The sequence below is a fragment of the Streptomyces sp. NBC_01410 genome (assembly GCF_045040195.1).
Lineage (GTDB): Bacteria > Actinomycetota > Actinomycetes > Streptomycetales > Streptomycetaceae > Streptomyces.
In genome coordinates this window covers 3,216,959-3,229,301 of sequence record NZ_CP109530.1, presented here as the reverse complement: position 1 = coordinate 3,229,301, position 12,343 = coordinate 3,216,959, and the positions used below count along the sequence as shown (strand labels likewise).

Below are 12,343 nucleotides of genomic sequence, written 5' to 3'. Positions count from 1 at the left end.
CGACACAAGACAGCTTCGCCACTTGACGCATGACGGATCCACACATTGTGAACACCCATAGGGTCACAAATCGCCGCTCGGGCCACCGGCGTTCACTACCGGGACGGGAATTCCCAGGTGAGCATCGCGAACACCCCGTCGTCTTTCGCGCCCGCCGAGCGGTATGTCGCCAGCGCCGCGTCATTGTCCGTGTCCACGCCGACCCAGAGGTCGTAGCAGCCGCGCTCGCGCGCCACCTGACGCAGCGCCTCGACCAGGGCCCGTCCGATGCCGCGCCTGCGATACGGCTCGTCCACTGACAGCTCGTACAGACACATCTCGGTCCCCTTGTCGGGGTGGAGCATCTCGATGCCCGAGACCATTCCGGCCGGAGCCCCGTCGACATAGGCGATCAGCATCAGATGCCCTGGCGCCGCCAGGAAACGCTCCGCCCACTCCGCCCGCGCCGGCCCGTCATAGAGATGCTCGGCCGCGACGAGCTCGGCCACCGTGGTCGCGCGCCGGATGTCCATACGGCTCCCTTCGGGGCGGCGGTGCATACCGCGTCTGGTGTACGAGGACCGTACTGCGTACTACTCGAGGAGGCTCAGCAGTTCCGCCTGGCGGCAGCCGAGAGAGCACAGGGATCCGCTTAGGGTTTCAAGCATGCAGATCCGACTTCCCGGGCCGCGTGGCCGATGGCTCGCAGGCGTCGCCGCCATCGCCGTTCTCGCCGGCGCGGGCACCTGGACCGCGGTCGCCGACGACGGCGCACCGACCGTGCAGCGTGAGGACCGGGTGCAGGAGATGCCCGGGGCGAAGATCGACACCTCCTACTTCACGACGGGCGGCAAGGAGCGCCGTCCCGCCGTGCTCCTCGGCCACGGTTTCGGCGGCAGCAAGGACGACGTACGAGCCCAGGCCGAGAAGCTGGCCCGCGACGGATACGCCGTGCTGACCTGGTCCGCCCGCGGCTTCGGCACATCCACCGGGCAGATCGGGCTCAACGACCCCGACTTCGAGGTCAAGGACGTCTCGCGGCTCGTCGACTGGCTGGCGAAACGGCCCGAAGTGCAGCTGGACGCGAAGGGTGACCCGCGCGTCGGCGTCGCCGGTGCCTCCTACGGCGGAGCCATCTCGCTGCTCGCGGCCGGATACGACAAGCGCGTCGACGCCATCGCCCCCGCCATCACCTACTGGAACCTCTCCGACGCGCTCTTCCCGGACGGCGTCTTCAAGAAGCTCTGGGCCGGGATCTTCTTCTCCACCGGCTCGCTGGGCGCGCCGCGTACCTCCGAAGACCGGCCCGCCGATGCGCCCGCCGACGCACCTGCCGGGGACACGCCCCAGGGCGGTGCCGGGCCTCAGGGCGCAGCCGGAGCCGCCACCCCCGCGGGCCCCGCCGACCCGGGCGGCTGCGGACGCTTCCAGCCCGCGTTGTGCGCGATGTACGAACGCGTCGCCGTTGCCGGAAAGCCCGACGCCGCCGCCGAGCAACTTCTTGAGCGCCGCAGCCCCTCCGCCGTCGGCGAGCACATCAAGGTGCCCACGCTGATCGTGCAGGGCCAGTCCGACTCCCTCTTCCCGCTCGCGCATGCCGACGCCATGGCCAAACGGATCAGCGCCAACGGCGCGCCCGTCTCCGTCGACTGGATCGTCGGCGGCCACGACGGCGGCGACCGGGAGGCCGGCCGGATCGAGTCCCGGATCAGCAACTGGTTCGACCGCTACCTGAAGCAGGACAAGGGCACCGACACCGGACCCGCCTTCCGCGTCAGCCGCACCGGAGGCATCGACTCCACCGACGGCCAGGCGCTGCTGCGCGGCGCGACCGGCGACCGCTACCCGGGGCTCACGAACGGTGCACAGCCCATCGCGCTCGCCGGCCGTGAGCAGAGCTTCTCCAACCCGGCCGGCGCCACCCCGCCCGCCATCTCCGCGGTCCCCGGCCTCGGCGGCGGCCTCGGTCAACTCTCCTCCCTCGGTCTCGGACTCTCCCTCGACTTCCCCGGCCAGTTCGCACGCTTCGACTCAGCGCCCCTCCAGCAGTCCCTGCGGATCACCGGCTCGCCGACCGTCCGCGTCAAGGTCACCTCCTCCAACGGCGAAGCGGTTCTGTTCGGCAAGGTCTACGACGTCGGGCCCGACGGCCGTGAACAGGTGCTGCCCTCCCAGCTCGTCGCCCCCGTCCGCGTCGAGAACGCCAAGCAGGGCACGGACGTCGCACTGACCCTGCCCGCCGTGGACCATCAGGTCGACGCCGGACACCGGCTGCGGCTGGTCCTCTCCGCGACCGACCTCGGCTATGCGTCCCCGGCCGCCCCCGCCACGTACACCGTCGCGCTCGGCGCAGGCGGCACCCTGGCCGTGCCCACCGCACCCGCCGTGAAGACCCAGGCCGCAGGACTTCCCTGGTGGACCTGGGCGCTCCCGGCCACGGGCGCACTGATCGCGGCGGCGCTGCTGCTCACCGCCCGGCGCCGGGTCCTCGCCCCCGCGCCCGACCCCGAGCTGGCCGAAGTGCCGCTGGAGATCACTGGCTTGACCAAGCGGTACGCCAAGTCCGCCGAGCGGTATGCCGTACGGGAGCTGTCCTTCCGCGTCGAGAAGGGCCAGGTCCTCGGCCTGCTCGGCCCCAACGGCGCGGGCAAGACCACCACCCTGCGCATGCTGATGGGTCTCATCCGGCCCGACGAGGGCGAGATCCGCGTCTTCGGCCATGCCATCCGCCCGGGTGCGCCCGTTCTCTCCCGGGTCGGCGCGTTCGTCGAGGGCGCTGGCTTCCTGCCGCATCTCTCGGGCCGCGACAACCTGGAGCTCTACTGGCAGGCCACCGGCCGCCCCGCCGGCGATGCGCATATCGAGGAGGCCCTGGAGATCGCGGGTCTCGGCGACGCCCTCGCCCGCGCCGTACGCACCTACTCGCAGGGAATGCGGCAGCGCCTCGCCATCGCCCAGGCCATGCTCGGCATGCCGGATCTGCTGATTCTCGACGAGCCGACGAATGGACTCGACCCGCCCCAGATCCGCGAGATGCGGGACGTGATGATCCGGTACGCGGCCGCGGGCCGCACGGTGATCGTCTCCAGTCACCTCCTCTCCGAGGTCGAACAGTCCTGCACCCATCTCGTGGTCATGGACCGTGGCCGGCTGGTGCAGGCAGGACCGGTCGCGGAGATCACCGGCGAGAGCGACACCCTGCTCGTCACCACCGCCGAGGAGGTCGCGGAGCCGGTGGTCGAGAAGATCGCCGCGCTGCCGGGAATCGGCTCGGCGTCCCGTACGGACGAAGGACTGCTCGTACGCCTCGACGGGGCCACGGCCACGGGCATGATCGCCGAACTCGTCCGTCTGGATGTGCCGTTGACGGGCGTCGGTCCGCACCGCCGCCTGGAGGATGCCTTCCTCACCCTGATCGGAGGTACCGCATGAGCACGCTGGTCGAGTCGGCCCCGGGCTACCGGGGGCGCCACACCCTGCCGCTGCGTGTCGAGGCCGTACGGCAGCTGAAGCGCAGGCGGACACTGGTCATGGGCGGGGTGCTGGCCGCGCTGCCCCTCATTCTGATCGCCGCCTTCGCGATCGGCGGCACCCCGGACGGCGGGGACAGCGGCCGGGTGACCCTGATGGACACGGCCACAGCGTCCGGGGCGAACTTCGCGGCCACCTGTCTGTTCGTCTCGGCGGGCTTCCTGCTGGTGGTGCCGGTGGCGCTGTTCTGCGGCGACACCGTGGCGTCGGAGGCCAGCTGGTCGTCCCTGCGCTATCTGCTCGCCGCCCCCGTGCCGCGCACCCGGCTGCTGTGGTCCAAGCTGGCGGTGGCGCTCGGCTTCAGCGCGGCGGCGATGGTCCTGCTGCCACTGGTGGCTCTGGCGACGGGCACCATGGCCTACGGCTGGGGGCCGCTGGAGCTGCCCACGGGCGGCTCCCTGGACACCGGCGACACGCTGCCGCGTCTGGGACTGGTCGTGGCGTTCATCTTTGTCTCCCAACTGGTAACGGCCGGGCTTGCGTTCTGGCTGTCCACCAAAACCGATGCCCCACTGGGTGCGGTCGGCGGCGCGGTGGGTCTGACGATCATCGGCAATGTGCTGGACGCGGTCACGGCGCTCGGGTCATGGCGTGATGTGCTGCCCGCGCACTGGCAGTTCGCGTGGATCGATGCGCTCCAGCCACAGCTGGAGTGGAACGGCATGGTGAAGGGCGCGGCGGTCTCGGTGACGTATGCGCTGGTGCTGTTCGCGCTCGCCTTCCGGAACTTCTCCCGCAAGGACATTGTGTCCTGAGCGGTCTCCGTCGAGTCGCATCGCTACAGCCAGCCCCGACGAGCCGCTTCCGCTCCCGCCCGGAAGCGGCTCGTCGTGCCGAGAGCGGCGAGCAGTTCACCGACGCGGCGGCTGTACGTGCGCCCCGACATGCCGAGCCGGGCCGCGGCCGCATCGTCCGTGAGCCCGGTCAGCATGGCGTGGAGCACGGACCGCAGATGAGCCGGCACAGGGTCGACCGTATGTCGGGTCGGATCGTCACCCGTGTCCCACCAGGTGCGGTGTGTGCGGACCAGGGTCTGGACGACAACGGGATCGCGGATCAAGAGCACGCCGTTGTAGTGCAGTTCCAGATCGAGCGGGACGGCAGCGACCGTGCGGTCCGCGACGACCATCTTAAACGGAATGGAGTCCGTCACCCTGACCGCGCCGGGGCAGCGCAACGGCTCCCGCATATGAGTCAGCCCCTGCCGGGGTGCGATACGCCGGACCGCCGCGGTCTGCCCGGTGGCCGAACGCACGCAGGCGTCGGCGAATTCGAGAAACCGCTCCGGAATGCCCTGGCCCAGCGCACCTGCCGGGTCGTCGAAGCTGAGGAGCTCACGGCGTGCAGAGCGGACCAGCCCGGTCAGGGCCGCTCTCACCTGCGCCACTCCTTGAACAGGCTGCCCAGGCGCGTCGCGCAGAACAGATCGTGAAACCTCTGGACCGAGCACGGAGCCCGGAACCACCCCCACTGTCATCGCAGATCATCCCCCGCCATCCACGCAGACATACGGTCCGTCCCCTTCGGATTCGTATGCCACTCCATGTACGCACACGAATGCACATGGTGACAAGCGCCTGGTCGGGGACTGGCGAGTCCTTGCCAGTCCCTTCGTTTCCGAGCGGTGGCGGGTCACGATGGAGGCAGGAGAGATGAGTGCGAGCAGTGGAGCCACTGAGGGAGTTGCCCTTCCCGGGCGGGGCAACTCCCGCCCGCCGTTGCCGCATTGAGATCCATCCGCAACTCCTTCGACTGCTCCCTGGAGCCGTCTCGGACGTCACATTCACAAGTGACGATCCAGGGGAGCCCAGATGAAGCTCAGCACACGGACGTACAGGGGAGCGGCGGCCGCGATACTGGCCGGCGGCATGCTGCTGACCGCGGGCTGCGGGGCGGGCGGCCAGGCCGACCGGTCCTCTCACAGCGGCGAGCAGCGGGCGAACGACGGCTCGAAGCCCGCACCCGTGCCGATCGCGCCGGACGGCGGAGGAGGCGCACCCGCGGAGGGGGTTGACGGCGGGTCGGAAGGACGGCAAAAGGACGACGCGCTCGAGGATTCAAAGCCCGCGGCCGACTATCTGTCGACCTTCGCGCTCGACGTCGACACCGCCTCGTACGGCTATGCCCGTCGCACACTCGCCGACGGACAGCGGCCGCAGCCCGGTGACATCAGGCCCGAAGAGTTCGTCAACAGCTTCCGGCAGGACTATCCGCAGCCGAAGGGCGACGGCTTCTCGGTGACGGTCGACGGCGCGCGGCCCCGTGGCGCCGAGGGCGAAGTGGACGGGGAGGACTGGTCGCTGGTGCGCGTGGGGCTCTCGACCCGCCCCTCCGACCGCGCGGGCGAACGGCCGCCCGCTGCCCTCACGTTCGTCATCGACATCTCCGGCTCCATGGCCGAGCCGGGCCGCCTCGACCTCGTCCAGGAATCGCTGGGCATCCTCACCGACGAACTGCGCGACGACGACTCGATCGCCGTCGTCACCTTCAGCGACGAGGCCGAGACCCGGCTGCCGATGACCCGGCTCAAGAGCAGCCGCGAGCGGATCCACTCGGTGATCGACGGTTTGGAGCCGACCGACTCCACCAATGTCGAGGCGGGCGTGCGGACCGGCTACGACGAGGCGGTCGAGGGCCGTCGCCGCGGAGCCACCAATCGCGTCGTGCTCCTATCCGACGCCCTCGCCAACACGGGCGAGACCGACGCCGACGCGATCCTCGACCGCATCGACGACGCGCGTCGGGAGTACGGCATCACGCTCTTCGGCGTGGGCGTCGGCAGTGAGTACGGCGACGAGCTGATGGAGCGGCTCGCCGACAAGGGCGACGGTCACACCACGTACGTCTCCACCAGCCAGCAGGCCAGGAAGGTCTTCGTCGACCAGCTGCCCACCCATGTCGAGCTGCGCGCACGGGACGCCAAGGCGCAGGTCGCCTTCGACCCGAAGACCGTCAAGCAGTTCCGGCTCATCGGCTACGAGAACCGCGCGGTCGCGGACGAGGACTTCCGCAACGACCGTGTGGACGGCGGCGAGGTCGGCCCGGGCCACACGGTGACGGCACTGTATGCGGTACGGCTGCGGGAGGGCGCGAGCGGTCACGTCGCGACGGCGACCGTCCGCTGGCTCGACCCACGGACACGCGCGCCGCACGAGCAGACGGGCTCCGTCGAGATGGACGCGATCGACGGCGCACTGTGGGACGGAGCCTCCAAGAGGCTCCAGGTCACGGCAGTCGCGGCGTACTTCGCCGAATCGCTGAGGGGCGGCTCGATGCCGGGCGCGCCGGGTCTGGGCGAACTGGCCGAGCGGGCAGGGACGCTGGCGAAGTCGACGGAGGACGGCGCGGTGCGGCAGCTGGCGGAGGCGATCAGGCAGGCGCAGAGGCTGCGGGATTGAGACGAGGATGAGACGGCGCGGCGCTCGGGCTGTGCCGTGGTCAGGGCGGGGCGGTCGGGCTGCGCCCTGACGACGGCCCGGCGGTCGGGCTGCGTCGGGTCCCGGGTGCTGGGCGCGCTGCCGGGCTGGTGGGTTCGGGGTGCGGCCCGGCGGAGCCGCCGGCCAGGAGGGTCGAGGTCGGCCCCGCCCGGCAGGTGGGCCCCGCTCCAGCCTGGAGTCCCGGCCAGGCGGGGCCCCAGCTACAGCCCGGCCGAGCGGAGTCGCCTGTCTGTCGCCAGTCACCTGTCGCCTCGGGCAGGAGGCGGACGGTGTGGTCGTGCCGCCCCGCACTGCTGTCCAGCCCCGTGCATGCCGGCTCCAGCCCGACGATCCCGCGCGCGGCTCCGCCGTAATGGTGCCGTGTCGGACGAGGCGGAGGGACATGATGTGGGCCATGGCCACCCTTCTGCTCGCCCTCGCCATCATCTCCACCGGTCTGTACGCGGGGTTCATGCTGACCTTCCGGACCGGGGTCATGCCCGCTCTCGCCCGGCTGTCCGACGACCAGTTCCTCACCGCCATGCGCCGGATCAACGAGGTCGTACCGCGCCCGCTCTTCCTCCTCATCTTCTTCGGGATCATCGCCTTCCCGGCCGCGGCCCTCGCCGTCCCCGTCGACGGGCGTACGGACACCCAGCGTTGGCTGATCGTCGCGGGCCTGGTGTGCGCGGTCCTCAATCACCTCGTCACCGTCGTCGGCAACATCCCGCTGAACAACGCCCTCGCGACGTCGGAGAACGACCCCTCGGCCGGACCCGACAGCGAGGTCCGCGCGGCCTTCGAGCCCCGCTGGAACGTCCTCCACCTGATCCGCACGCTGTTCACGATCGCGTCGTTCGCCCTGCTGGTCAGTGCCGCGCTGTAGCGACGTGACAGCAGCGGTGCCCCCAGAGGCCACCGACGTATCCGCTGGATGTCGGGTTCGCGACACCGGAATGTCGCGGGAGAAGGGCAGGTTCCCGGGCAGCCCTCCCGTCTCGTACCGCGATCGCGCCGCGAGGCGGGCCCCATGGAAGAAGGACGGCCGAGAACGTGGCCATGCCCGAGACCCTCCCCCTGCAACGGCACCCGCTGAACCGTCTGCGGCAGCTGCCCGTCCGCCGGATCCTCTGCTTCGTCCCGTTCGTCCTGGTTGCCGTCTGGGCGGTCGGCAACTGGCCCCTCGTGGCCTCCGGCGTCAGCCGCCTCGGCGGCGCCGACATCAGCTGGCTGCTCATGGGCGGCGTCGTCACCGGACTGTGCTGGGTGGCGGCGTCCTGCGTACGCCAGGGAACCGTGGTGGAACGGCTCCCCACCGGGCGCCTGCTCGCCTCGCAGTTCGCCGCCGGAGCCGCCAACCACTTGCTCCCGGCCGGACTTGGGGCGCATGTGGTCACCCTGCGCTTCCTTCGGGGCTGCGGCATTCCGCTGGACCGTTCGACGGCAGCGCTCGCCCTCTACAGCCTGGTCGAGGCGGTCGCCAGGATCGGACTGCTCCTCGGGCTGGTGCTCGCCTTCCCCGACGCGCTGCGGCTCGACGAGCTCGTTCCGCCCGGGAGTACTGTCCCGACGACGCTCCTCGTCGCGGTCGTCGTGATCGGAGCGGCGGTGATCGTGCTGCTCTCGATACCGCGGCTGCGCCGCTTCCTCGCCGGATTCCTGCGCACCGCGCTGACCGACGCACGCGCCCTGCACAAGCGGCCTTCCCGGGCACTGGCCCTGTGGGGCGGCGCACTGGCCTTCCCGCTGCTGCAGGCAGGCGTGCTGGTCTGTGTCGCCCTCGCCCTTGAACTGCCGGTCTCGTGGCACTACATCGTGATCGCCTATCTGGCGGCGAGCATCGTGGCCGGTTTCATCCCGGCTCCGGGCGGCATCGGCTCGGTCGAGCCCGCCCTGGCCGTCGCACTCGTCACGGTCGGCGCGCCGCTCGTGGTCGCCACCGCGACGGTTCTCGGCTTCCGCTTCCTCACCGTATGGATGCCGCTGCTGCCGGGCGTGGCAGTGCTGGCCGCACTGGTGCGGTGGCGCGTGCTCTGAGCCGTACGGACAGGGCCTACGGCGGTGCGTGCCATCAGGGCGCAGGAAACTCAGCTCCTGCCGCCCGATACGGGTCGCCGCAACGGTCGCGTGCGTCAGGCACCGGGTGCGCGGTAGTCCACCTTCTTGCGGGCGGCTTCGTCGATCTCGTCGGCCGTCAGCAGGACGACGGTGTTCGTGCGAACGCCACCGGCCGCCGAGGTGACCAGGCCCATGGCCGCGGCGGAGGCGTTGCTCGGCAGGTCCGCGATGACGTAGACGTCATCCTTGCCGAACGCCCAGTACATGGATTCGATCTGGCCTCCCAGGCCCTGAACCATGCGTTCGACGACCTCGCGGCGCGACGCGGCACCTTCCTTGAGCATGCCCTTCAGGCCGTCCACGGTCAGCGTGACTCTGAAAAGGTATTTCGACATCGGTCTCCGCCTTCGGCATTGTCCCGATCCTTGCCCTTTACCTGAATTCTCCTCCGCCTCGCGTCCCCCGTCGCGGCGAAGGCCGGCCCGGTGCCAGAGCCGCGACCGGGATTCCGCAGATAGGCGCGCCGGCTACCGCGCGGGGACGGCGAGTTCACGCCCGCGGTAGAAGCCTTCCCGCTCCTCGACGACGTACGGGGACATGGCCTCGTGCCGCCGTGTCTCCGCCTCGGAGGCCCGCCAGGAGTCGCATGCCTCCTTGGTGTCCCAGAACGACACCCCGGTGATCTCCAGGCCGTCCTCGCTCCAGTACGCGTAGGCGTAGCGCAGAGCCTGCGGATACGGGTCCGGGCGCCAGGCCCCTTCGAACTCCTCCAGCGCGCCGGGCTTGATGCGGCGCGTCGTCACCCAGACGAATAGCTCCTTCATCGCAGCCTCCTCCGGAACGCCGCGTTCGGCCTGACGGCGTCCTCTCCCAACCACCGTAGGTCGGCGCTGCCGCTTGCGCCTCCTCTCCGCGGGCCGGCTAGTGAGGTGTGCTGACGTCGTCGCTCTTGGGCGCCGTCGTGGGTTCTCCGCGGCGTACGGAGCCGGGGGCGCGGGCGGCCGGGTGATCGGCGCGGACGGAGGAGGACAGCTGCCAGGGGACGCTGGTCACCATCACGCCGGGGGTGAACAGCAGGCGGCTCTTGAGCCACAGCGCGGACTGGTTGTGCAGCAGGTTCTCCCACCAGTGGCCGACCACGTACTCGGGGATGAAGACCGCGACCACGTCGCGCGGGCTCTCGCGCCGTATCGAGCGCACGTACTCCACAACCGACTTGGTGATCTCGCGGTAGGGGGAGTCGAGAACCTTGAGCGGGATCTCGATGCCGTAGTCCTCCCACTGCCGTTGGAGCGCGGTGGAGGCGTCGCGGTCGACCGCGACGGTAAGGGCTTCCAGCCGGTCGGGCCTGAAGGCGCGTGCGTAGGCCAGCGCCCGCAGGGTCGGTTTGTGGATGGTGGACACAAGCACGATGGCCAGCACCCGGGAAGGCCGGACCATCTCGCTGCGCGGGTCGGTGACCGCGAGTTCGGCCGCGACGGAGTCGTAGTGGCGGCGGATGCCGCGCATCATCACGAACAGCACGATCGCCGCCAGCACCGCCAGCCACGCGCCCTGGGTGAACTTGGTGGCCAGCACGATGACCAGAACAAGACACGTGACGACCGCGCCGGTGGCGTTGATCACCCGCGCGACCTGATGGCGGCGACGGGTTGCCTGATCGGGCTCGGTACGCAGCTCGCGGTTCCAGTGCCGGACCATGCCCGTCTGGGACAGCGTGAAGGAGGTGAACACGCCCAGGATGTAGAGGTGGATGAGGCTGGTGACATTGGCCTTGTAGCCCCACAGCAGCAGTCCGGCCACGATCGCCAGGGCCAGGATGCCGTTGGAGAACGCGAGCCGGTCGCCGCGGTTGTGCAACTGGCGTGGCAGATAGCGGTGCTGGGCGAGAATCGAGGCGAGCAGCGGGAAGCCGTTGAAGGCGGTATTCGCGGCGAGGATCAGGACCAGGGCGGTGGCGGCCTGGATGAAGTAGAAGCCGACGCTGTTCTCGCCGCCGAAGACGGAGGCGGCCAGCTGCGCGATGACCGTGCGCTGCGTGTAGCCCTCGCAGTCGGTGAGCCCCGTCAGCCGGCAGGAGTCGTCGGTGATGTGCACCTTGGCCACGATGGCGAGCGTGGTGACGCCGACGAACATCGTGATGGCGATGATGCCCATCGCGGCCATGGTGGTCGCGGCGTTCTGGGACTTGGGCTTTCGGAAGGCGGGCACGCCGTTGGAGATCGCCTCCACGCCGGTCAGTGCCGTACAGCCGCTGGAGAACGCGCGCAGGACCAGCATCACCAGCGCGAGGCCGGCCAGGTCCGCGTCCCCGGGCTCCGGCTTGATGCCGTAGGCGGCGCTTTCGGCCACCGGCGCGTCACCCATCAGATAGCGGAACAGGCCAGTGCCGACCATGATCAGTACGCCGCCGATGAACAGGTACGTCGGGGCGGCGAACAGTTGGCCGGACTCGCGTACCCCGCGCAGGTTCATCGCGGTCAGCAGGGCGACGAAGATCAGCGCCATCAGCACCCGCTCGTCGGCCAGTTCGGGCACCGCCGAGATGATGTTGTCGACGCCGGAGGCGACCGATACGGCCACCGTCATCACGTAGTCGACCAGCAGCGAGGAGGCGACCACCAGGCCGGCCGACGGGCCGAGGTTCGTCGAGGCCACCTCGTACGAACCGCCGCCGCTCGGATAGGCGTGCACCACCTGGCGGTAGGACAGCACCACCACGGTCATCAGTGCCACCACCGCGCCCGCGATCCAGGGCGTGAAATGCAGATACGCCAGGCCGCCCAGCGTGAGGACCAGCAGGATCTCCTGGGTGGCGTACGCCACCGAGGACAGCGGGTCGGAGGCGAAGATCGGCAGAGCGAGGCGCTTGGGCAGCAGCGTCTCGCCCAGCTCCTCGCTGCGCCTTGCCCGGCCGATCACTAGCCGCTTGAGTATCCCGGTCACGTTGAGCACGGCGCGAGCGTAAGCCGCCCCACCGGCCGGAATGCACTGTCAGAGGGGTCTGAGGGGCATCAAGAACTCGTTAGGATTCGCCGAGGCTTCGTACAAATGGCGCAATTTCGCCAATGGGGGTGGCCGGCCGACGCGTCAGAGCCTGCAGCGGCAGCCGTCTTCGAAACGGCTGCGCGCCTCAAGCCGGCCATCATCCGGCGCACGGGGGGGCCACGGCGGACGTACGCCGACCGCCGCCGATCTCGTCCAACTCCCGCTGTGCCGAGAGGAGAACCAGGAGGCGCTGCGCCTTTACCCGCCCGTATTCATCCGCGACGACGCGGGCCAGGGGCCGCTCACGTGAGCATGATGCCTACCGCGGACTCCACCAGGAACACCATGCCCCGACGTCCTGAGCGCGAACG

The 12,343-nt window shown here is 70.1% G+C and carries 10 protein-coding genes; 5 read left to right on the top strand and 5 right to left on the bottom strand.

Annotated elements, in window-relative coordinates:
• Positions 1–95: 95 nt before the first annotated feature.
• Positions 96–512 carry a GNAT family N-acetyltransferase gene (locus OG741_RS14715; protein WP_405597854.1) on the bottom strand — a complete coding sequence of 139 codons (417 nt, stop codon included), beginning with the start codon at positions 510–512 and terminating at the stop codon, positions 96–98.
• A 133-nt stretch (positions 513–645) separates the two neighbouring features.
• On the opposite strand from OG741_RS14715, the gene OG741_RS14710 reads away from it, so the two are divergent.
• Together OG741_RS14710 and OG741_RS14705 are read left to right on the top strand one after the other, a co-directional pair.
• Positions 646–3,411 carry an alpha/beta fold hydrolase gene (locus OG741_RS14710; RefSeq protein ID WP_405597851.1) on the top strand — a complete coding sequence of 922 codons (2,766 nt, stop codon included), beginning with the start codon at positions 646–648 and terminating at the stop codon, positions 3,409–3,411.
• Complete coding sequence (locus OG741_RS14705; RefSeq protein WP_405597849.1) at positions 3,408–4,265, top strand: ABC transporter permease; 858 nt, start codon at positions 3,408–3,410, stop codon at positions 4,263–4,265. Before OG741_RS14710 ends, OG741_RS14705 begins: the two co-directional genes overlap by 4 nt.
• A gap of 23 nt (positions 4,266–4,288) precedes the next feature.
• On the opposite strand, the gene OG741_RS14700 is transcribed toward OG741_RS14705, so the two are convergent.
• Complete coding sequence (locus OG741_RS14700) at positions 4,289–4,888, bottom strand: DNA-binding response regulator (RefSeq protein WP_405597846.1); 600 nt, start codon at positions 4,886–4,888, stop codon at positions 4,289–4,291.
• A gap of 433 nt (positions 4,889–5,321) precedes the next feature.
• Here OG741_RS14700 and OG741_RS14695 point away from each other — a divergent pair, with 433 nt between their 5' ends.
• The 3 genes from OG741_RS14695 to OG741_RS14685 all read left to right on the top strand — a co-directional run bounded on the left by OG741_RS14695 (position 5,322) and on the right by OG741_RS14685 (position 8,963).
• Positions 5,322–6,908, top strand: a complete 1,587-nt coding sequence (locus OG741_RS14695; RefSeq protein WP_405597844.1) for a von Willebrand factor type A domain-containing protein — start codon at positions 5,322–5,324, stop codon at positions 6,906–6,908.
• Between the two features lie 433 nt (positions 6,909–7,341).
• Positions 7,342–7,812, top strand: coding sequence for a DUF1772 domain-containing protein (locus tag OG741_RS14690; RefSeq protein WP_405597842.1), 471 nt, complete (start codon positions 7,342–7,344; stop codon positions 7,810–7,812).
• 173 nt (positions 7,813–7,985) lie between these two features.
• The gene (locus tag OG741_RS14685) at positions 7,986–8,963 is read left to right on the top strand and encodes a YbhN family protein (protein ID WP_405597839.1); all 978 of its coding nucleotides are present in this window, start codon (positions 7,986–7,988) and stop codon (positions 8,961–8,963) included.
• A gap of 95 nt (positions 8,964–9,058) precedes the next feature.
• On the opposite strand, the gene OG741_RS14680 is transcribed toward OG741_RS14685, so the two are convergent.
• The 3 genes from OG741_RS14680 to OG741_RS14670 form a co-directional block, all read right to left on the bottom strand.
• Complete coding sequence (locus OG741_RS14680; protein ID WP_405597836.1) at positions 9,059–9,379, bottom strand: GYD domain-containing protein; 321 nt, start codon at positions 9,377–9,379, stop codon at positions 9,059–9,061.
• Between the two features lie 132 nt (positions 9,380–9,511).
• Positions 9,512–9,808 carry a hypothetical protein gene (locus tag OG741_RS14675; RefSeq protein ID WP_405597834.1) on the bottom strand — a complete coding sequence of 99 codons (297 nt, stop codon included), beginning with the start codon at positions 9,806–9,808 and terminating at the stop codon, positions 9,512–9,514.
• 97 nt (positions 9,809–9,905) lie between these two features.
• Positions 9,906–11,939 (bottom strand): APC family permease, encoded by a 2,034-nt coding sequence (locus OG741_RS14670; protein ID WP_405597831.1) that lies wholly within the window; start codon positions 11,937–11,939, stop codon positions 9,906–9,908.
• Positions 11,940–12,343: the final 404 nt, after the last annotated feature.